The sequence below is a fragment of the Paraburkholderia phytofirmans genome, from assembly GCF_046028095.1.
Lineage (GTDB): Bacteria > Pseudomonadota > Gammaproteobacteria > Burkholderiales > Burkholderiaceae > Paraburkholderia > Paraburkholderia phytofirmans_A.
In genome coordinates, this window is record NZ_JAQQDJ010000008.1 from 267,020 (window position 1) to 288,137 (window position 21,118).

The following is a 21,118-nucleotide window of genomic DNA, read 5'->3' on the forward strand; positions in this document are numbered from 1 at the left end:
TCGCCGCTCGCTGTCAAAGGAGGGCGGCATGATGGAAGCGAGCTTGCTGCTATTCGGCCAAGGCCGAACGCTCGACCCGCTGCAGATGGCCATGCGCGCGATCGTCGTGTTTCTGATCGCGCTGGTGCTGATCCGGATCTCGGGCCGGCGCTCGTTCGGACAGCGCTCGCCGTTCGATTCGGTGGTGGTGATCCTGCTTGGCGCGACATTGAGCCGGGCCATTGTCGGAGCGTCGCCGTTTATCGCCACAGTGGGGGCGTCGTTCGTGATCGTCATCTGTCACCGGGCGCTGGCGTGGGCATGCATGCGCTCGCGCGCGCTGGAGCGGCTGGTGGGCGGCGTCGAGCGCGAGGTGTTCAGCAATGGTGAGTTCAACGCGCGCGAGATGGACGCCGCGCTGATCAGCCGAACCGATGTTCAGGAAAGTGTGCGGCAGAAAACCGGCTCACGTTCGATGGAAAACGTGGCCGCGGCGATTCTCGAACGCAACGGCGAAGTGAGCGTGATCCGCAAGAAGGCGTGAGCCGAACGGGTCAGCCCCGGCCGCCGCGCGCGATTTCCTCGCCGGCGCCGCGCGGCATGCGCAGCGTGACCGGAATCGACGCGAACGAGCACAGCCCGACCACCAGAAACGCCGGCCAGAAATCCGACCATGTGATGCCCGGATGCCCGTGCAACACGCGCGAGATCTGCAGCACGATGCCGCCGATCGTCACGCCGAGGCCGAGCGACATCTGCTGCACGACACTGCCGAGACTCGTGGCGCGGCCCACGTCGCGGCTCGCGATTTCCGCGTAAGTGAGCGAGTTCAGACTCGTGAATTGCAGCGCCGGGAAGAAGCCGCCGAGCAACACGACCACCCAGATGATCCAGGTCGGCGTGCCGGGGAAAAACAGTCCGCAGGCCGCGATCGAGAGTCCCGACAACGCGGCGTTCACTACCAGCACCGAACGGAAACCGAAACGATGCAGCACGCTCGAGGCGACCGTGCGCATGAACATGCCGCCGAACGCGGACGCGCAGGTGATCAGGCCGGATTCGAACGCGCTCATGCCGTGGCCTTCCTGCAGCATCAGCGGCAACAGGAACGGCAGTGCGCCGAGACCGATCCGGAACAATGAACCGCCGAGCACGCTTGCCTGGAATGTCGGCACCTTGAAAAAGCGCAGGTCCAGCAGCGGCAACGGGACGCGCTGCGCGTAGGCGACATAGCCTGCGAGCAGCACGGCGCCGCACGCGCACATGCCGAACGCGTCGCGATTCGAAATCAGTTCGCCGCCGACCAGCGACAGCCCGAGCAGAAGCAGCACCGCACCCGCCGCCGACAGAAAAAAACCGATCCAGTCGAGCGGACCCGGATCCGGCTCGCGCGTATTGGCGATGTGCCTGTTGGTCAGATAGATGCCGAGAATGCCGATCGGCACGTTGATGAAGAAAATCAGACGCCAGTGCAGATACGTGGTGATGAAGCCGCCGAGCAGCGGCCCCGCGGCGGGGCCGAGCATCGCGGGAACGCTCAGATAGTTCATCGCGCGGATGAAGTCCGCCTTGTGCACCACGCGAAAGATGATGATCCGCCCGACCGGCACCATCATCGCGCCGCCCACGCCTTGCACGAACCGCGCGAGCGTGAAGGTGGCGAGAGAATTCGACGCGGCGCACAGCAGCGAACCCGTCACGAAGATGCCGATCGCCGTGCGGAAGATCGTGCGTGCGCCGAACCGGTCGGCGAGCCAGCCGCACACGGGGATGAAAACGCCGAGCCCCAGCACATAGCTCGTGACCGCGATTTTCAACGTGACCGGATCGCGCCCGAAGTCGCGCGCCATGGCGGGTAGCGCGGTCACGATCACGTTGGCATCGACGCTTTCCATGAACATCGCGCACGCGACGATAAGGGGCGCAATCAGGGCTTTCTGGACGGCGGTCATGAAGGCGGGATGCGGCGAACGGTCGCGGGCAAAGGGGTCATTATTGCACCTGTACGGTGCGGATTGTTAACAGCGGGGGAGCCGATATCACCCTTTTTAGGATTGGGGTGGAAGCGCATGTGACCGTCGTGCAACAGTCTGCGGCTTTATTGATATTTGTTGCGGTGCGGCAGGAGATGGTTATAATCGGGTTATTGCCTAGGTATAAACCCTATACAGGAGTCCGCCATGAACACCGCTTCCAACGCTTCCGCCGTCCGCGCTACCGTCGCCGCCAACAACACGTTCTTCGGCAAGATGCGCGCCTTGGCTCTCCATGCACTGAACCTGCACCTGCAAAACTGCGCCGTGATCGCCGAAGCGCATCGCCGTCCGGAGTAAGACAACGGCCGCGCGCCGCATGCGCGGACCGATAGAGCAGGGCGCGGACATGCATTTCTGTCATTCGCACGACGCCACTGCCTAGCATTATTTCTGCGTTACTTATGCCGCCAGGCCGCGACATCACCGCGGGCCGCCGGCATGCGCAGCGAGCGCTGCGCGATCCGGTTCTTCCATCATTCGAATGTCGTTGCAGTGGCGGCACGCGCTTCGTTGCGCCGTGCGAACGTCATTCGTGACGCCTCTCGTGTTCTGATCTCGTACGGCATCGTGCCGTACGTCGTGGCTTGATTAGTCGTGGGCGCGGCTCGATATCTTTACCGCGGTCTTGCGTTCCCTGGTCGCTCGCGTGGCCAGTGCGCTCATCAACAGCGCCATCGACACCAATCCGACCAGATACACGCCCGCCATCATCCAATCCTGTTCCGCCATCTTCATTCTCCTTCGAGTACCGAAATTCACCCGGCAAATGCGCCGCGTTTCACTGAGCTATTGCTCTCGATTACGGCACGCGAAGCGCAAATCTTGATGCTGCTTTTCAACGCATCGAGCAATACGGCATGCGCACACCATCGACGCAACGTCGAATCTTCATTCGCAGCGCGCAAATAGCGTTTAAACTTCAGCCCCCTGTCAGCTATCAGGCGCGTCTCATCGCGGCCCAACCGGCAATATCGACCGTTTTATTCACGCAGATAGCCGCGGCGCGCCGCTCGGCGCAGTCAGATCCAATGGCCGGCTAAGGTTAAACCCCGCAATACGGCTGACACTGTCAACCTTTTTACCCCTGTGCCGTTATCCATTTGTAATCGCCAATAACCGGCGATGCCGCGGCAGACGATCCGTCGTCGCAACAGTTCCACGCAAGGCCCAGCATTGACCATGTTCCATCGATATAACTATAAATTCGACCGGCTAGGCGCGATGTTCGACCGTGCATCGAAAACGCTCGGCAACCGGGGACTTCTCTCGCCCCTGCTCGCGCTTGTGATTGGCGTGTTGCTGCTGGTCGTCTTGCAACATCTCTCGCAAGCAGTCGACTACCGCTCGGTGATGCGCGAACTGCGTCGACTGACTGCCGGCGAATGGACCGCCGCGCTCGGCGCTACCGCACTCAGCTATGTGGCGTTGATCGGCCGCGATGCCGTCGGTTTGCGCTATCTGGGCGCGGTCGTGCCGCGTGTGGCGCTGTGGATCGGCGCCACGGCGGGCTCGGCGCTCGGCAACGCCACCGGCTTCGGCGCGCTGACGGGCGGTGCCGTGCGCGCGCGCGTTTATGGCGTGGCGAGCGTCACGCCCGCGCAGATCGGCCGCATGACGGTGTTCACGAGCGTGTCGCTCGCGCTCGCGCTTGTACTGATGACGGCGCTCGGCATGGTCGGCGTGGCCGGCACGCTCGCACCGATGCTGCATCTCGAACCTGTCACGCTGCGTTGGATCGGCATGGCGCTGCTCGCCGTGCTCGCATTGGCGGCCGCCGCCTGCCGCGGCGAAACGCGCCTGGTGCGCACGCGCTGGCAGTGGCTCTCTTTCGATATCCCCGCACGCCGCGATCTGCTCGCGCAAGTGGCGCTCGCGGTGCTCGACGTGGTGGCCGCGGGCCTCGCCTTGTGGGCGCTGCTGCCGCATGCGGACGTGAGCTTCGTGACCTTCATCACGGTGTACGCCGCGGCCATGCTGCTCGGCATGATCGGCCACACGCCCGGCGGCGTCGGCGTGTTCGAAGCGGCAATGGTGTTCACGCTGAACGGCAGCGTGCAAACGCATCAGATGGTTGCCGCCTTGCTCGCGTATCGCGCGATTTACTTCGGTGTCCCGTTGATCGTGTCGGCCGCGCTGCTCGCCGGTTTCGAAGGCCGCGCGCTGAAAAGCCGTTTGCCGCTGCAACATGCCGCTGCGGCGTCGAAGCTCGCGCCGCTGTTTCTGAGTCTCGTCACATTCGTGGTCGGCGGCATGCTGGTGATTTCCAGCGCGACGCCCGCGTTCTGGCAACGCATTCACATGCTGCGCAACGTGCTGCCGCTGTGGGTGCTCGAAAGTTCGCAGATGCTTTGCAGCGTGCTCGGCGTGCTGCTGCTGTTCGTCGCGCGTGGTTTGCTGCGGCGCCTCGATGCCGCGTGGTGGATGACGCTTCTGCTGGCGGTGCTGAGTCTCGCGTTGTCGCTGACCAAAGGGCTTGCGTTCGTGGAAGCCGGCGTGCTCGGCATGCTGGTCGCGTTGCTGCTGTCCACGCGCCGGCGTTTCAACCGTCATTCGTCGCTGTTCGCGGAGCGCTTTACGGCGGGCTGGCTGGTGTCGGTGGCGATGGTGCTGATGCTGGCCACATGGGTGATGCTGTTTGCTTTCCGCGACGTGCCTTACACGCGCGACCTGTGGTGGCAATTCGCTTTCGACGAACGCGCGCCGCGTGCATTGCGCGCGACGCTGGCCGCGAGCCTGTTCGCCGCGACATTCTCGTTCTGGCAGCTGCTGCGTCCCGCGCCGGGGCGCTTCGTCAAACCGGCGCCGCAAGATCTGCACGACGCGGCGCGCATCGTACGCGCGCAGGAACGCAGCGACGCCGGCCTCGCGCTGATGGGCGACAAGAGTTTTCTGTTCTCCGAGTCGCGCAAGGCTTTCCTGATGTACGCGAAATACGGCCGCACGTGGGCCGCTTTGCACGATCCGGTGGGTCCGCGCGAAGAGTGGGCCGGTCTCATCAGCAAGTTCGTCGCGCTCGCGCACGCGCACGGCGGGCGCGCGGCGTTCTACCAGGTGCGCGCCAACGCATTGCCGCTTTACCTCGACGCGGGCCTCACGCTGATGAAGCTCGGCGAGGAAGCGCACGTCGTGCTCGACGATTTCGACCTGAAGGGCTCGCATCGCGCGCATCTTCGCTATGCGTTAAAGCGTGGCGAGCGTGACGGCTTCACCGTCGAAGTGATCGATCAGGCGAACGTGCCCGCTTCGCTCGACACGTTGCGCGAGATTTCCGACGGTTGGCTCGACAGCCGCGACGCGCGCGAAAAGAGCTTCTCGGTGGCCGCTTTCACGGACGAATACCTCGCCGCGCAATCGGTGATGCTGGTGCGCCAGAACGGCGAGCCCGCTGCCTTCGTCACCTTCATGACGACCGACATGAATACCGAGGCGACCGTCGGCGTGATGCGTCATGTGGAAAGCGCGTCGCCGTATGCGATGGAATATCTGTTCACGCAACTGGCGCTGCATCTGAAGCAGGCGGGTTTCCGCTCGCTCAGTCTCGGCATCGCGCCGCTCTCCGGCATGCAGCCCACACCGCTGGCGTCGCGCTGGCACCGGTTCGCCGGCATCGTATGGCGCTTCGGCGGCCGTTTCTATAACTTCCGCGGACTGCGTGCTTTCAAGAGCAAGTTCCAGCCGCATTGGGAGCCGCGCTATCTCGCGGCGTCGGGTTCGGTCGGCGTGTTCTTCACGCTCGCGGACCTGTCATTGCTGGCAGGAGGCCGGCGTTCATGACATTGCATTCGTTGTTCAAGCTCGCCGTGGCGGCGAGCCTCGTGACCGCTGGCGCGCTCGCGCACGCGGCAACCACCACGGTGCCCGGCGGCCGTTATGGCGACGTCACGGTCACTCAGCCGAGCGGTCCGTTACGCGGCTTCGTGGTGCTGTATTCGCAAGCGAGCGGCTGGAGCGCGGCGGACCAGCAGAGCGCTGATGCGCTCGCCAAGGCCGGCGCGTTGACCGTCGGTGTCGATACGGCTCGCTATGCCGCGAATCTGGTCGCGAAGAAAGAGGCCTGCCATCAACTGGTGGGCGATGCGGAAGCGTTGAGCCATCAACTCGAACGGCAATCGCAGTCGAGCCATTATTTCGCGCCGATCGTCGCGGGCACGGGCCAGGGTGCCACGCTCGCCATGCATGTGCTCGAACAGGCGCCGTCGAATACGATTGCCGGCGCGGTCGCGGTGGACGCCGAGCGCACGCTCGATGCGCGCTTTCAGCCTTGCCCGCCGGACCCGACGATTATCCGCGACAAGGTGCCGGGCTTCGTCGAAAAGGCGGCCACGGGTAACGCCGATCGCGCGCGCCTCGTCGCGTTGCTCACGCCGCATTTGCAGGCCGTGTCGACGGGTGATGACGACGTCTCCGATCTGCCGCTCATCGAATTGCCGGCGGCGCATCCGAACGGCCTGATGGCGATCGTGATTTCCGGCGACGGCGGCTGGCGCGATCTCGACAAGACCATCGCGCAGGCTTTGCAGAAAGACGGCGTCTCCGTGATCGGTTGGGACAGCCTGCGCTATTTCTGGAGCGAGAAGCCGCCCGCGCAAACCAGCCGCGACCTCGCGCGCGTGATGCAAACCTACGGCGCGCGCTGGAACGCGCAGCATATCGCGCTCGTCGGCTATTCGTTCGGCGCGGATGTGATGCCGTTCGCCTATAACCGTCTGCCGGAAGCGCTGCGCGCGAAGGTATCGCTGATCGCGCTGCTCGGCTTTGCGCCCGATGCCGATTTTCAGATTCGCGTGGGCGGCTGGCTCGGCATGCCGGCCAGCGACAAGGCATTGAAGGTCCAGCCGGAATTGACGCGCGTGCCGCCCGCCATCGTGCAGTGCTTTTACGGCGAGAACGAGAAGGACACCTTGTGTCCGACGTTGACCAAAACCGGCATCGAGGTGATTCGCACGTCTGGTGATCATCACTTTGGCGGCGATTACAACTCGCTGGAAAAGCGCATTCTCACGGCGTTCAGGAAGCAGAGCGGGGTGCGTTGATCGTCGCATCGCGCAGACTCAGCGTCGTCGTCGCGATGCTGTTCATGACGGCGGGTAAGCCTGGCGGCGAGCGCATGCCGCAGCCATGCGGAGAGCTCGCCGCGGCGCGCATCGCAATCAGCGGGGATTGACAAAGCGCCTCAAGTCAACGAAGATCCAACGCATGAACTGCCTCCACATCCGTATTGCGCTGATCATTAGCATCATTCATCGAATGGTGGGTTAGCGCGCGTCGGATAGCAGTGACACATAACCCGCCCCACGAGGCGGGTTTTTTTATGTCCGCTTGCAGCCTGCCTCCTGGTGAACTCTCTGCTGATTCGTCCTTGCCGCACAGGAGCTTGCCTTGTCGTTACACCAACTCAAACAGGCCGCCGAAGCCGCCGATAGCGTCGCGCTTCGTCACGATTACCTGAAGAAGACACTGACCGCGCGCGTCTACGACGTGGCCCGCGAGACCGAACTCGAACGCGCGCCGAATCTGTCGGCACGTCTGCGCAATCCGGTGTATCTGAAACGCGAGGACAACCAGCCGGTGTTCTCGTTCAAGGTGCGCGGCGCGTACAACAAGATGGCGCATATTCCGTCTGAAGCGTTGGAGCGTGGGGTGATTACGGCGTCGGCGGGCAATCATGCGCAGGGCGTGGCGTTGTCGGCGGCGCGCATGGGCGTGAAGGCGATCATCGTGGTGCCGGTTACGACTCCGCAGGTCAAGGTCGATGCGGTGCGCGCACACGGCGGCCCGACTGTCGAAGTGGTGCAGTTCGGCGAATCGTATAGCGACGCCTATGGCCACGCGGTGAAGCTCCAGGAAGAGCGTGGCCTGACCTTCGTGCATCCGTTCGACGATCCGTACGTGATCGCCGGCCAGGGCACGGTCGCGATGGAGATTCTCAGCCAGCACCAGGGCCCGATTCACGCGATCTTCGTGCCGATCGGCGGCGGTGGACTTGCGGCGGGCGTGGCTGCGTACGTGAAATCGGTGCGGCCGGAGATCAAGGTGATTGGCGTCCAGACCGATGATTCGTGCGCGATGGCGGCGTCCTTGAAAGCCGGCGAGCGGGTCACGTTGAACGAAGTCGGTCTGTTCTCGGACGGCACGGCGGTGAAGCTGGTCGGTGAAGAAACCTTCCGCCTGTGCAGCGAATATCTCGACGATGTACTGCTCGTGAATACCGACGCACTCTGCGCCGCGATCAAGGACGTCTTCCAGGACACCCGCAGCGTGCTGGAACCCGCGGGCTCCTTGGCCGTGGCAGGCGCCAAGCAGTATGCGGAGCGCGAAGGCATCGAGAACCAGACGCTGATCGCGATCACGTCGGGCGCGAACATGAACTTCGACCGCATGCGCTTCGTGGCCGAGCGCGCCGAAGTCGGTGAAGCGCGCGAAGCGGTGTTCGCCGTGACGATCCCCGAAGAGCGCGGCAGTTTCCGCCGCTTCTGCGAACTGGTCGGCACGCGCAGCGTCACCGAATTCAACTATCGCATTGCAGATGCGAACTCCGCCCATATCTTCGTGGGCGTGCAGATCAGGAATCGCAGCGAGTCGGCGCAGATCGCGGGCGCGTTTGAAGCGCACGGCTTCGCGACCGTCGATCTCACGTTTGATGAACTCTCGAAGCAACACATCCGCTACATGGTCGGTGGCCGCTCGCCTTTGGCACACGACGAGCGCCTGTTCCGTTTCGAGTTTCCAGAGCGGCCGGGCGCGCTGATGAAATTCCTTTCGTCGATGGCGCCGAACTGGAATATCAGCCTGTTCCACTATCGCAACCAGGGCGCGGACTACAGTTCGATTCTGGTCGGCATCCAGGTACCGGACAGCGAGAACGAGGCGTTCAACAAGTTCCTCGCCACGCTCGGCTATCCGAACTGGGAAGAGACGCAGAATCCGGTGTATCGGATGTTTCTCGCGTCGTAGAGCGGCTCGGGGTTTACCTTGATCCGCCGCAACGCTGTGCGAACGGCGAGTCGTCAGGCGAACGGGCCACAAGCCCCGTCTGGGCGGCCTTAGGGCTCAATTGCGCTTACCAGTTGCATGTGCCCGAGCGAGGTTTATATCTTTAAATTAGATACGACCTATCCGCCATATCGCGTTGCGCGATACCGTATGTGATCGTCAAACTGAGCGCAAATCTAACCCCGCATTCAGGAGACAACTCATGCGTACTCAAGTTGGCATCATTGGTGCCGGGCCTGCGGGCCTGCTGCTTTCTCATCTCCTCCATCTGCGCGGCATCGACTCCGTCGTGCTCGAGTCGCGCAGTCGCGATCAGATCGAATCCACCATCCGTGCCGGCGTGCTCGAACAAGGCACGATGGACCTGTTGACCGAAGCCGGCGTCGGCGCACGGATGAAAGCGGAAGGCGCGCTGCATCACGGCTTCGAACTGGCTTTCGAAGGCAAGCGCCGGCGCATCGATCTGACGGGACTCACGGGACATTCGATCACGGTCTACGCGCAGCACGAAGTGATCAAGGACCTCGTCGCGGCGCGCGTGGCCGACGACGGCAAGCTGCGTTTCGGCGTCTCGGAGACGTCGATTCACGGCATCGATACCGACACGCCGTCGATCCGCTATCGCCACGAAGGCGAAGCGTACGAATTGCAGTGCGACTTCGTGATCGGTTGCGACGGTTCGCAAGGCGTGTCGCGCGCAGCGATTCCGCAGGCGTTGCGCAAGGACTTCGAACGTGTGTATCCGTTCGGTTGGTTCGGTATCCTGTGCGAAGGGCCGCCGTCATCGGATGAATTGATCTACGCGCGTCACGAGCGCGGCTTCGCGCTGATCAGCACGCGCTCGCCGAACGTGCAGCGCATGTATTTCCAGTGCGATCCGAAGGACTCCGTCGAGAACTGGTCCGACGACCGCATCTGGGCGGAACTGCATGCACGAGTCGACTCGCACGACGGACAGCAGATCGTCGACGGCAAGATCTTTCAGAAGAACATTGTCGGCATGCGCAGTTTCGTATCGAACACCATGCAACATGGCCGGCTGTTTCTCGCGGGCGACGCCGCGCATATCGTGCCGCCCACCGGCGCGAAGGGTATGAATCTGGCAGTAGCCGACGTGCGCGTGCTGACCGAGGCGCTGAATGCGTTCTACGTGGACAATCGTACGGATCTGCTCGACGGTTACAGCGCGACAGCGCTCAAACGCATCTGGCGCGCCGAGCATTTCTCGTACTGGATGACCAGCATGATGCACCGTATCGAAGGCGCGTCGCCTTTCGAGCAGCAGCTTCAGGTGGCCGAACTCGAATACGTGACGACGTCGCGCGCGGCGGCCACCGCGATGGCGGAAAACTACGTCGGCATCGCAGGCGCTCAAGCGTGAGCGAGCAGGGCGCGTCGCATCGGATGATCGGGCGACGCGTGTTAGCGACGATCTCATCGCGCAGAAAGGCGGTCATCTGCGTGCACGCGGTTGCTTAGGCAAACTGATCGTGTCGAAACACCGATTGCGATTCACTTATCGCGGTACGCACTGATCGCAAGCTATGTCGATCGAAAAATTCACCGCGTATGCGAATTGACCAGGCCGGATTGGACACAAGTGAAGGCCTTCGAAAACTATTCATAGGGACGCACCTCGCGCTGTCATTTTGCCAGGGTAAGCTGTGCCTTTGGTGCGTTTTCATAATAGGGGCAGAGGTCAATGCGGCGCGTGATATTCAACCAGAAGGGCGGTGTGGGCAAATCGACTATCGTATGCAACCTGGCGGCCATCAACGCCAGCGAGAACCTGCGTACGCTAGTCATCGATCTGGACCCGCAAGGCAACTCCAGCCAGTATCTTCTAGGCAAGCAGGCCAGCGATCTCAAGCCCAACGTCGCGGACTTCTTCGAAACGGCCTTGAGCTTCAGCTTCCGGCCAACGCCGGTCTCTACGTTCATCCACCCCACGCCGTTCGAGAACCTCCATGTGATGCCCTCGCATCCGGATCTCGACACGCTGCACGGCAAGCTCGAATCGCGCTACAAGATCTACAAGCTGCGTGACGCGTTGAACGAACTGGATGAGTACGACGCGATCTACATCGACACACCACCGGCGCTGAATTTCTATACCCGCTCAGCGCTGATCGCGGTGGAACGCTGCCTGATTCCGTTCGACTGCGACGACTTCTCCCGTCGCGCGCTGTACACGCTGCTCGACAACGTCAAGGAAATTCAGCAGGACCATAATCCCGGTCTGCAAGTCGAAGGAATCGTGATCAACCAGTTTCAGCCGCGCGCAAGTCTGCCGCTTCAACTGGTCGAGGAACTGATCAGCGAGGGCTTGCCTGTGCTGGAGTCGCGACTGTCGACGTCCGTGAAGATTCGCGAGTCGCACCAGTACGCGAAGCCGATGATTCACTTCGATCCCCGTCACAAGCTCGCTCAGGAGTTCGTGGCGTTGCATCGGGAATTGATTGACTAGCCGGCGCCGCGAGGCAACCTCATCGAGGTGAATCTGCCGCTAGCCAAACACCCGTTTTGCGTGGATGCCGAGGCCGGTGGCCACGCTCGCTAGCGGATCGCCGAACACGAGTTCGGCTTCAGGAAACGCGCCCGCAATGGCGCGCGTTAACGAGGCGAGGCCCGTCGATCCGCCGGTGAAATACACGGCATCCACTTTGCCCGCAGCGATGCCGGCCAGCCGCGCCGTCTCCCGCGCGGCGTGAACGATCCGCGTTCTTTCCTCGCGCGTGGCGTCGACGAGTTGCTGTTCGTCGAAAGCGACGCTCAGGCCCGGCTCGATCGGGTCGATCTCGATCAGCGTATCGCCCCCAGCCGCAATCGCGATCTTTGCCCGTTCCGCACTCGCGGCGAGCGCATGGCCGAGCCGCCGGTCCACCACTCGCATCAGCCGGTCATGATGAAGCGGGTTCCGGTACAGATGGCGCGTGAGCCGCAGCTCGGTTTGCCGCCTTGGCGTGTAGAGCGAGTTGATCAGATGCCACGTCGCCAGATCGAAATAGGCGCGATTCGGTATTTCACGTCCTTCCTTGTCCAGGCTGCGGTAACCGGCCTCTCGCAGAATGGCTGCCAGTTCGACCCGCCGGTCGACATCCGTTCCCGCGACATGCACACCGTGATGCGCAAGCACGTCGTCCTTCCGATCCATCCTCGACATTCGCTGCGGACCTACCCGCACCAGTGAGAAGTCCGACGTGCCTCCGCCGATGTCGGCGACCAGCACGACTTTTTCTTCTCCGAGCCGCGATTCGTAATCGAACGCCGCGGCGAGCGGCTCGTACTGGAATTCGAGGTGGCGAAAACCCACTGAGCGCGCGGCGGCTTCGAGCTGCCGTTGCGCGCGGGCGTCGGCGGCCGGGTCGTCGTCGATGAAAAACACCGGGCGGCCGAGCACCGCGCGATCGATCGGCGCGCCGACACGCGTTTGCGCGCAGTCCTTCAGATGCCCGATGAACATCGCGATCACGTCGAGATACGCGATTGCCGATCCGTCGCCCAGGGCCGTGCTGGATTCCGCGATGCCCGTCCCGAGGATGCTTTTGATGGCCCGCATCAGGCGGCCGTCGAAACCGTCGACGTAGGCCGCCAGCGCGGCGCGTCCGAATGCGTGAGTGTGGTCGTCGCTGTTGAAGAAGATGGCCGTCGGCAGGGTAGTGGCGCCTTTTTCAACGGAAGCGAGTGCGATGCGGTCGCGGTCCGGGACCGCTACGGCTGAATTTGAGGTGCCGAAATCTATTGCGCAGTAAGCCATATCGATGCCGAGTGTCAGGAAAACCCTGGGTGTGTAAAATGTTGACATTTATCATAAAACCTTCGACACTCCGTTTCAAGTTGTGACGCATCAACGAAACCGGCTGTCACGGCGGGTTGCGTCGCCGAAGCAGGGAAGTGCGGAATCTGGCTGTAAGGCAGTTGAAGGTGGAAGTTCGAGGGCGGCGGTGGAGGCCGAAACCCGAATCGAGGAATTCCTTTCAATCTGATATAAAAATTAGGAGACTTAAGTGAACACCCACAAGGCTCAGAAGCTGATGTGTGCGGTAGCACTAGGAGGGTTGGCTGGCGCGGCGCATGCGCAGAGCAGCGTGACTCTGTATGGATTGATCGACGCCGGCATCAGCTACGTCAACCACGCGCAGAACGCGTCCGGCGGCAGTTCCAGCTTCGTCAAGTTCGACGACGGCATCAATGGCGGCAACCGCTGGGGTTTGAAGGGCGGGGAAGATCTGGGCGGCGGCTATAAGGCCATTTTCACGTTGGAAAATGGCTTCGGTCTTGCCGACGGTTCGATCAGCCAAGGCGGCGCGCTGTTCGGCCGGCAGGCTTTCGTCGGCATATCCAAAAGCGGCGTGGGCTCGTTCACGATGGGGCGCCAGTATCCGTTCTCGCACGACTACCTGAACCGCTATTCGACGGGCGGCCTCACTGCCGGCGACGCCTACGCCTATCACATCGACACGCTCGATCTGCTGACCTCGGTGCGGATCAACAACTCGGTGAAATTCGACAGCGTGCGCATGTACGGCTTCAAGGTCGGCGCCATGTACGGCTTTTCGAATGCGGCGGGCGAGTTCGGCGGCTCGAACGGCGACAACGGTAATGGCGGCTCGTCCCGCACCTACAGTTTCGGCGTCGACTACAAAAACGGGCCGTTCAGCATGGGCTTCGCCTATACGGACATCACGTATCCGCTGCAGGAAGTGCCGCCGCTCAAACTGACGCTCGCCAATCTGGATCCGCTCGGCGAACGGGATCTGCGCACCTTGGGTCTCGGCGCCAAATATCAGTTCGGCAAGGTACTCGGCTACGCGCTATGGACCAACACCCGGCTCGAGAACCTGGATCACACGGCCGCCACGCTGAACATTTACGAAGGCGGCGTGGTGTATCAGGTCACCGCGCCGCTGGAGGCCGCGCTGGGCTACACGCGTACGCAGGTTCGAGGGTCGTCGACGGGCACGTGGAACCAGATCAACAGCAGTGTCGAGTATTCGCTTAGCAAGCGCACCAGCGTGTATGCGCTGGCGATTTACCAGAAGGCGTCCGGGAACAACGACGGTGTACCGGTTCAGGCAATGATCGGCAAATCGACGAGTTACTTCGGCAACTCGGGCAGCGATGCGCAGAACCAGTTGGCTTTCCGGATCGGCATGCGGCATCGGTTTTGAGGGCGATACGCATGAGCATGTCGTACGCCGGCAAGTGGGCCTGACGTGAAAATGTCAGTGAGATGGCAAACGTGTCAGGCCCGCTACACGGGCGTTTCGCGAGGATGAGATCGTGAAAAGTAAAGTGTTGACATTTTTCAGGGTGCCACATAGACTCGTTTTCATGGAAACTGATCACATCTCCCCAACCGTCTCGCTGGCTGATTTCCGGGCGCATACATTGACCGGCGTCGTGCAGCACGAGATCGAGCGAATGATTTTGAGCGGCGAGTTGAAGCCGGGGCAACGGCTCAACGAGAAGGCCGTCGCGGACAAGCTTTCGGTGAGTCGCGGGCCCGTGCGCGAGGCGTGCCGCGCGCTTGCTGAACTCGGCCTCGTGTATCTGATCCCGCAGCGCGGCGTGTTCATTCAGCGCGTCACGCGAGACGATGCGATCGAAGTCTACGATCTGCGCGCGGGGCTCACGGCATTGTCGGCGTCGTTGCTCGCACCGCTCCTGACCGACGACATGGCGACCCAGCTCGACGCCTATGTCGACGAGATGCAGGAAGCCGCGCAGAAAGGCGATTTTTCGCGCTTCGATCCGTTGAACCTCGAGTTTCACGACTACATCGTGCGATCGACGGGCAACTCGCGATTGATCAAGCTGTATCGCGGTTTCGTCAAGGAATTCCATCTGTTCCGGGTGCATGGCATGGTTCAGCGTGGCGCGTTGCTGCAGTCGAATGAAGAGCACCGTGAGCTCGTCAACGCGCTGAAATCCCGCAACGCGAGCCTGAGCTACGAGATGAGTTTCAGTCACGTGTCGAAGGGCAAGGAGCGCATGCTCGTCGCGTTGGACGGCATGGTGAAATCCGGCGAGGAAGCGGTAGCGCCTCCGGCCACGGATCAGATCGCCTGACGAAGCGAGCCACAGGAAAAACCGAAGCAGGGCCGCGTTCGAAGAGCGCGGATTAATGGGTGCCCAACGTTGAGTCGGGCGCACGAGTATTAGTTTGCACTACGAATAACGTACGAATATTCCAGCTTGTTTTAAGCACTATTCTCCAGTTTCCATATCAGCCTACGGCGCTTTACTTCTATGCTTGAACTATCGCTGGCTTGTCAGATTACCGACCGTACACGTGCGCTGATCGACGGAAAGGTCGCGATCGACGGATGCAAGGTCAACTTCGTGAATGGGCCTGCCGAAGAACTCTTTCAACGCGCATTCCGTCACGGCGAATTCGATATCTCGGAGCTGTCGCTCGGCACGCATCTGTTGACCACCGCGCGTGGGCAAACCAGTTACATCGGCGTGCCGGTGTTTCTGTCGCGCTCGTTCCGTCATTCGGCAATCTATATCCGCAACGATCGCGGTATCGATTCTCCCCAGGCGCTAAAGGGCCGCCGTATCGGCGTGCCCGACTTCCAGCAGACGGCGGGCATCTGGGTGCGCGGCATGCTCGCGGACGAATACGGTGTGAGCAGCCGCGATGTGCAATGGGTGATCGGGGGCCTCGAGCAGGCCGGCCGCGAGGCGCGAGTGCCCTACAACCTGCCTTCCGAGATTCAGGTGGAACCGATCGCCACGGACCAGACACTCGCGCGTCTGCTCGACAAAGGCGAGATCGACGCACTGATCGCGCCGAAGCCGCCATCGTGCTTCGGCCGCAATGAACACGTGCAGCGGCTCTTTCCCGCTTTCCGCGAAAACGAGGAGGCGTGGTTCCGCAAAACACGGCTGTTCCCGCCCATGCACATGGTCGGCATTCGCCGCTCGCTCGTCGAACAGCATCCGTGGTTGCCGGTCAACGTGTTTGCCGCGTTCAGGAAGTCGCGCGATATCGCCCTCGGCGAACTCGCGATTACCGACACATTGCGCGTGATGCACCCGTGGATCACATCCGAATACGAGTGCGTCAAATCCCTGATGGGCGACGACTACTGGCGCTACGGTCTGAAAGAGAACCGTCTCGACCTCGACACGTTGCAGCGTTATGCGAAAAGCGACGGCCTGATCCAGGACGAGGTGCCGATGGAGAAACTCTTCGCCGCCAGCACCTTCGACGCATTCAATTTTTAAACCGCAATAGAGCACCATAAACAGGAGACGAAAGTGAAGAGGAGGCTTGAGACATCGAGTGTCGCGCGAGGCATCTACGTTGCGTTGCTTGCAGCGTGCGCGACGCTCGCGAACGCCGCGGACGCATGGCAGCCCCGACGCCCGGTCGAGATCGTGGTGCCGAGCGCGCCCGGCGGCGGACTCGATCTGGTCGCGCGCACGTTGCAGAGCGTGATTCAGCAGGAGAAGCTCTCGCCCAAACCCGTGACGGTCATCAACCGTCCGGGCGGTGGCGGCACGGTCAGCATCGCGTACATCAATTCACACGAAGCCGACGGCCACTTCGTCACGGTCCAGGCGCTGCCGCTGATCACCAACCGGATCACGGGCCTTTCCACCGTAGGCATCGACGACGTGACGCCGCTCGCCGTATTCGTCACTGAACAGGTGGTGTTCTCCGTGCCGGGCAATTCGCCGATCAAGTCCGGCAACGATCTCGTGCAGATGCTCAAGAAAGACCCGACCAGCGTCACGCTGGGCGTGTCGAGTTCGCCCGGCGGCCAGAGTCACGACGCCGCGGCCTTGGTAATGAAGGGCGCCGGCCAGGATCCGAAAAAGATCAAGGTCGTGTTTTTCGACTCGGGCGGTGAAGCGTTGACCGCGCTGATGGGCGGCCACGTGACCGCGGCGGCAACGCCCGCCGGCGTAGTGCTGGGACCGAGCAAGTCGGGCAGCGTGCGCATGATCGCGATTCCCGGCGGCGCGCGTCAAGGCGGCGAACTCGCGAACGTGCCGACGTGGAAAGAGCAGGGCATCAATGTGGACTTCACGACCTGGCGTGTACTGGTCGGCCCGAAGAACATGACGCCCGCCGAAATAGCGTGGTGGGACAACGTATTGCAGAAGGCCACCGCATCGCCGGAATGGGCGGTCGCCGTGAAGCGCAATCTGTGGACCGCCGACTACAGGAACAGCACTCAGACCCGTGCTTTCCTTCAGGGCGAGCGCAATCGCCTGACCCCTCTGCTTGGCGAGCTTGGCATCGCGAAGTAGCGAATCTTTCTTTTAACCCGCAGTACCTATCGACATGGAGATCCATATGTCACGCATCGTTCACCTCGCAGTCAAGGTCGACGACCTCGAGCAGGCCACCCGTTTTTATACCGAAGTGTTCGGCTTCACGGAAGTGAAGACCGGCCGCAATCGCGAACACATCTCGCGTCACATGACCGATGGTCACATCGACTTCACGCTGATGAAGTACGACAGCGAAGACTCGCACGAAGCGCAGATTGCCGGCGCCGGTCCGCGTCTGCACCACTGGGGCGTCACGGTCGACGACCAGGAAGCCGCTGCCGAAAAGATCAAGCAGTACGGCGGTGAGATTCTCTCGGCAAAAGGCGAGGGCGCACTCAAGTTCCGTGCGCCGGACGGCACGATCGCCGAAGTGGTGAAGCCGGGCCGCTATAACGAGAAGTGATGCGGCGCTGTCGTTGCTGACAGGTAGAGCAGCGCACGGGGGCAACCCGGCGCAAGCGGATCAACGAGCACGACTACGCAGGTCCCACGCGGACTGGGCGGACCTGAGAGGATCACCGAGGTTGGCGATCCTCTCAGGAGTCGAACTCTGGAGGAGACATGAAAAGCATCAGAAGCGACGTGTGGCTCGCATTCTGCGCGATGGCGCTCGCCGTCGTGTACCTGTACATGGACATGCGTCTGCCGGAAGTCCGGCTGAGCGACCCGCTCGGGCCTAAGGCGTTTCCGGCTCTGGTCGGTGTGGGACTGATCGCCTCGGCAGTCGTTCTTCTACTCGAAGGGCGTGGCAAAGCGCATGCTAAAGCGGTCGAACCGCCTCCCGCGCAAACAGCGGCCGACGCAGAGCCTGCTCATGCGGACCATGCCGTACCGGAGCCGAAGCAACGTCCGTTCATTCTGATCGGCATGGTGGTCTGGACTGCCATCTATTACCTGTGTTTCGAGCCTGCGGGCTACGTACTCTCGACCTCGGTCTTTCTGTTTGGCTTGCTCAGCTATTTCAACCGCCAGCGCCACAAAACCAATCTTGCCATCGCGCTCGGCGTGACCGTGGTTTTCGATCTGCTGTTTTCCCAGCTTCTCGGCGTTCCGGTGCCGACCGGCCTTCTCCCATTTTGAGGCGTTCGCATCATGGACAGTCTGCATGGCATTCTGCACGGACTCGCGGTTGCCGCGACGCCGATGCATCTCATGTATACGCTTTTCGGCGTTTTCATCGGCACGATGATCAGCCATTTGCCGGGCATCGGCCCGTCGGCGGGAATCGCGTTGCTGATTCCGGTGACCTTCGGCATGGATCCGATTTCCGCGCTCATGATGCTCACCGGCATTTACTACGGCTGCATGTACGGCGGTGCGGTCACGGCGATCCTGCTCAATACGCCGGGCGACGCCGCCGCGGTGATGACGGTGCTCGACGGCTATCCACTGGCGCGAAAAGGCAGAGCGGCCGCGACGCTGGCGATTGCCGCCGTCAGCTCGTTCATGGCCGGCATGATGGGTGTCACCGCGCTGGCGTTCGTGGCGGCGCCGCTCGCTGCCGTCGCGCTGCATTTCGGACCCACTGAATATTTCGCGCTGATCTGCTTCGCACTGTCGACGGTCGGCGCGCTCACCGGTGATTCGTTGGGCAAAGGCATGATGGCGGTGTTCATGGGACTCGGTCTCGCGACCGTGGGCATCGACCTGCAAAGCGGGGTGCCGCGCTTTACGCTCGGCCTCACGCAGTTGCAGGATCGCGTGAACTTCCTGGTTGTTGTCGTCGGGCTGTTTGCGATTGCCGAAGTCAGCCGCATGGTTGAAGGCACGCTCGGCGGCACGCTGCATACGGTGCGGGTCGAAGGCAAGCTGTGGTTCACTCGCGCGGAATGGCGGCGCGCGCGGCCCGCGATCTTCCGCGGCTCGGCAGTCGGCTTTCTCTGCGGCGCGGCGCCGGGCCTCGGCGGCACGCTCGCGGCCATGCTCTCGTATGTGCTGGAAAAGAAGATATCGAAGCATCCGGAAGAGTTCGGCCATGGCGCCATTGAAGGTGTCGCGGCGCCGGAAGCCGCCACCAACGCGGACACCTGCGGCGCATTCGTGCATCTGCTGGCGCTCGGCGTGCCGGGTTCGGGGGCGACGGCGGTGATCATGGGCGCGTTCATCATGTACGGCATCCAGCCGGGCCCGATGCTGTTTCACACGCAACCGGATCTGGTGTGGGGGCTTATCGCGAGCATGTATGTCGGCAACATCATGCTGTTGCTGCTCAATCTGCCGCTGGTGGGTATTCTGTCGCGCATCCTGTACGTGCCGTCCGGCGTGTTGCTGTGTCTGATTCTGGTGATTGCATCGGCGGGCGTGTATTCGTTCAGTAACGATGTGTTCGATCTTTTCCTCGCACTGTTCTTCGGCATTGTTGGCTACGCGTTTCGCAAGTTCGACATTCCCAAGGCGCCGCTGCTTTTCGGGCTGATTCTGGGCCATACGCTCGAGCAGTCGTTCCGTCAGGCGTTGACGATTTCGAATGGCGATCCGAGCGTGTTTCTGCGCAGTCCGATTGCCGCGAGTCTGCTCGGCTGTGCCGCTGTCAGCGTTGGGGCGTCGGTCTGGAGCCGTCGGAGGAAATCGTCGAAGCTGGTGCGGGAAGTGGAAGAGCAGGTTGCCGCCGCGCATCGGCTGGCAAACGAGCGGCATTGAGGTTTATGCGAGGCTTACTCATGCGGCAGCCGTCGCTGCCTGCGCCGCGATATGACACAGCAGAAGGAAAGTCCGCATGCAATCAATATCCGGGCGCAAGCCGGGCGACGTAACGCTGCTGGAAATTCTTCTGCTCTTCGCGCGAGTCGGGCTGACGAGTTTCGGCGGCGGTCTATCCGCCTGGATATACCGCGAGGTGGTCACGCAACGAGGCTGGCTGGAAGAAGACGAATTCCTCGGCGCCCTCACGCTCGGCCAGATCCTGCCCGGCTCGAACGTGATCAATCTGTCGATCTATGTCGGCTACCGCATGAAAGGCGCGATCGGCAGCACGGTGGCCGTGTCCGCTTTACTCGTGCCGCCGATGGTGGTGATCGTGCTGCTCGCCACGGTGTTTCATCAGTTCGCGCAACTCGCGTGGCTGCATGAGTTTCTCGAAGGCGTTGCCGCGGCGGCGATCGGCATGACCGCGTCGGTGGGCTTTCGTACCGCGCGCTCGCTGCTCACGGCGCAACGCTGGCCGCTCGTGATGATCGTCGCGGTGTTCGTCGCGGTCGGCGTGCTGCACTGGCCGCTCGTGCCGGTCGCGATCGTGGCGGGAGCCGCCGGCCTGTACGTTGCGTCGAGGAGCCGCCAGAGTGCGCGATAACATCTATCTGCAACTGATCGCCGTATTCGCCCCGTTGTCGTTGCTCTCGCTGGGCGGCGGACAAAGTATCGTCGCCGATATCAACCAGCAGGCGGTGGCGATCCACGGCTGGGTGACGCAAGCCGAATTCGTCGACCTGTTCGCGATCTCGCGCGCCGCGCCCGGACCGGGCGCATTGCTGACCACGTTGATCGGCTGGAAGGCGTCGGGCTTTCTCGGCGCGGTGATTGCGTCGCTCGCGCTGTTCGTGCCGTCTTCAGTGCTCGCCTACGGTGCGACACTCGCATGGACGCGGCACAAGCAGCATCCCTGGCATCGCACTGCGGAACAGGGCCTCGCGCCGATCGCGACCGGACTGATACTCGCCGGCGCATTTTCCGTGCTGCGCGCTTCTTCTTCGACATGGACGATCTGGGCGCTCGCGGCCATCGCGTTGAGCATCTTTCTTGCACGGCCGAAGATGAATCCCCTGATCGTTCTGTTCGCCGCGGGACTCGTGAATGTGATAATCGGCCACGTTCTCTAGCTA

General features: G+C 62.2%; 19 protein-coding genes. 16 read left to right on the forward strand and 3 right to left on the reverse strand.

Annotation, left to right across the window (positions count from 1 at the left end; translation table 11 throughout):
- The first annotated feature begins 28 nt into the window (after positions 1 to 28).
- Positions 29 to 523, forward strand: coding sequence for a DUF421 domain-containing protein (locus tag PQR54_RS23165; protein ID WP_408249691.1), 495 nt, complete (start codon positions 29 to 31; stop codon positions 521 to 523).
- Positions 524 to 533: 10 nt separating this feature from the next.
- Here the strand turns inward: PQR54_RS23165 and PQR54_RS23170 are convergent, their stop codons facing one another.
- Positions 534 to 1,931 (reverse strand): MFS transporter, encoded by a 1,398-nt coding sequence (locus tag PQR54_RS23170; protein ID WP_408249693.1) that lies wholly within the window; start codon positions 1,929 to 1,931, stop codon positions 534 to 536.
- A gap of 228 nt (positions 1,932 to 2,159) precedes the next feature.
- Between PQR54_RS23170 and PQR54_RS23175 the strand changes: the two genes are divergently transcribed.
- Positions 2,160 to 2,312: a hypothetical protein gene (locus tag PQR54_RS23175; RefSeq protein WP_408249695.1), complete on the forward strand. Its 153-nt coding sequence runs from the start codon at positions 2,160 to 2,162 to the stop codon at positions 2,310 to 2,312.
- A gap of 291 nt (positions 2,313 to 2,603) precedes the next feature.
- Here PQR54_RS23175 and PQR54_RS23180 read toward each other — a convergent pair whose 3' ends face one another.
- Positions 2,604 to 2,744: a hypothetical protein gene (locus tag PQR54_RS23180; RefSeq protein WP_408249697.1), complete on the reverse strand. Its 141-nt coding sequence runs from the start codon at positions 2,742 to 2,744 to the stop codon at positions 2,604 to 2,606.
- A gap of 492 nt (positions 2,745 to 3,236) precedes the next feature.
- Here PQR54_RS23180 and mprF point away from each other — a divergent pair, with 492 nt between their 5' ends.
- The 5 genes from mprF (at position 3,237) to PQR54_RS23205 (ending at position 11,475) form a co-directional block, all read left to right on the forward strand.
- A complete protein-coding gene (gene mprF, locus PQR54_RS23185; protein ID WP_408249924.1) occupies positions 3,237 to 5,789 on the forward strand; it encodes a bifunctional lysylphosphatidylglycerol flippase/synthetase MprF in 2,553 nt (850 codons plus the stop codon).
- On the forward strand, positions 5,786 to 7,048 hold the full coding sequence (locus PQR54_RS23190; RefSeq protein ID WP_408249699.1) for a virulence factor family protein: 1,263 nt from the start codon (positions 5,786 to 5,788) through the stop codon (positions 7,046 to 7,048). Before mprF ends, PQR54_RS23190 begins: the two co-directional genes overlap by 4 nt.
- 346 nt (positions 7,049 to 7,394) lie before the next feature.
- Complete coding sequence (ilvA, locus tag PQR54_RS23195; RefSeq protein WP_408249701.1) at positions 7,395 to 8,969, forward strand: threonine ammonia-lyase, biosynthetic; 1,575 nt, start codon at positions 7,395 to 7,397, stop codon at positions 8,967 to 8,969.
- Positions 8,970 to 9,210: 241 nt separating this feature from the next.
- The gene (locus tag PQR54_RS23200) at positions 9,211 to 10,389 is read left to right on the forward strand and encodes a 4-hydroxybenzoate 3-monooxygenase (protein ID WP_408249703.1); all 1,179 of its coding nucleotides are present in this window, start codon (positions 9,211 to 9,213) and stop codon (positions 10,387 to 10,389) included.
- Between the two features lie 321 nt (positions 10,390 to 10,710).
- The gene (locus PQR54_RS23205) at positions 10,711 to 11,475 is read left to right on the forward strand and encodes a ParA family protein (RefSeq protein WP_408249705.1); all 765 of its coding nucleotides are present in this window, start codon (positions 10,711 to 10,713) and stop codon (positions 11,473 to 11,475) included.
- A gap of 39 nt (positions 11,476 to 11,514) precedes the next feature.
- Here the strand turns inward: PQR54_RS23205 and PQR54_RS23210 are convergent, their stop codons facing one another.
- Positions 11,515 to 12,765 carry an Hsp70 family protein gene (locus PQR54_RS23210; RefSeq protein WP_408249926.1) on the reverse strand — a complete coding sequence of 417 codons (1,251 nt, stop codon included), beginning with the start codon at positions 12,763 to 12,765 and terminating at the stop codon, positions 11,515 to 11,517.
- A 277-nt stretch (positions 12,766 to 13,042) separates the two neighbouring features.
- On the opposite strand from PQR54_RS23210, the gene PQR54_RS23215 reads away from it, so the two are divergent.
- The 9 genes from PQR54_RS23215 (at position 13,043) to PQR54_RS23255 (ending at position 21,115) form a co-directional block, all read left to right on the forward strand.
- A complete protein-coding gene (locus PQR54_RS23215) occupies positions 13,043 to 14,179 on the forward strand; it encodes a porin (protein WP_408249928.1) in 1,137 nt (378 codons plus the stop codon).
- A 163-nt stretch (positions 14,180 to 14,342) separates the two neighbouring features.
- On the forward strand, positions 14,343 to 15,080 hold the full coding sequence (locus PQR54_RS23220; RefSeq protein ID WP_408249707.1) for a GntR family transcriptional regulator: 738 nt from the start codon (positions 14,343 to 14,345) through the stop codon (positions 15,078 to 15,080).
- A 180-nt stretch (positions 15,081 to 15,260) separates the two neighbouring features.
- Positions 15,261 to 16,244 carry a substrate-binding domain-containing protein gene (locus tag PQR54_RS23225; RefSeq protein ID WP_408249709.1) on the forward strand — a complete coding sequence of 328 codons (984 nt, stop codon included), beginning with the start codon at positions 15,261 to 15,263 and terminating at the stop codon, positions 16,242 to 16,244.
- 33 nt (positions 16,245 to 16,277) lie between these two features.
- The gene (locus PQR54_RS23230) at positions 16,278 to 17,276 is read left to right on the forward strand and encodes a tripartite tricarboxylate transporter substrate binding protein (RefSeq protein WP_408249711.1); all 999 of its coding nucleotides are present in this window, start codon (positions 16,278 to 16,280) and stop codon (positions 17,274 to 17,276) included.
- 46 nt (positions 17,277 to 17,322) lie between these two features.
- A complete protein-coding gene (locus tag PQR54_RS23235) occupies positions 17,323 to 17,703 on the forward strand; it encodes a VOC family protein (RefSeq protein WP_408249713.1) in 381 nt (126 codons plus the stop codon).
- Positions 17,704 to 17,861: 158 nt separating this feature from the next.
- Complete coding sequence (locus tag PQR54_RS23240; protein WP_408249715.1) at positions 17,862 to 18,380, forward strand: tripartite tricarboxylate transporter TctB family protein; 519 nt, start codon at positions 17,862 to 17,864, stop codon at positions 18,378 to 18,380.
- A gap of 12 nt (positions 18,381 to 18,392) precedes the next feature.
- Positions 18,393 to 19,940, forward strand: a complete 1,548-nt coding sequence (locus PQR54_RS23245; RefSeq protein WP_408249717.1) for a tripartite tricarboxylate transporter permease — start codon at positions 18,393 to 18,395, stop codon at positions 19,938 to 19,940.
- A gap of 76 nt (positions 19,941 to 20,016) precedes the next feature.
- Entirely contained in the window at positions 20,017 to 20,589 is a 573-nt protein-coding gene (locus tag PQR54_RS23250; protein ID WP_408249719.1) for a chromate transporter, read from the forward strand.
- Positions 20,579 to 21,115: a chromate transporter gene (locus PQR54_RS23255; protein WP_408249721.1), complete on the forward strand. Its 537-nt coding sequence runs from the start codon at positions 20,579 to 20,581 to the stop codon at positions 21,113 to 21,115. Before PQR54_RS23250 ends, PQR54_RS23255 begins: the two co-directional genes overlap by 11 nt.
- The last annotated feature ends 3 nt before the right edge of the window (positions 21,116 to 21,118 follow it).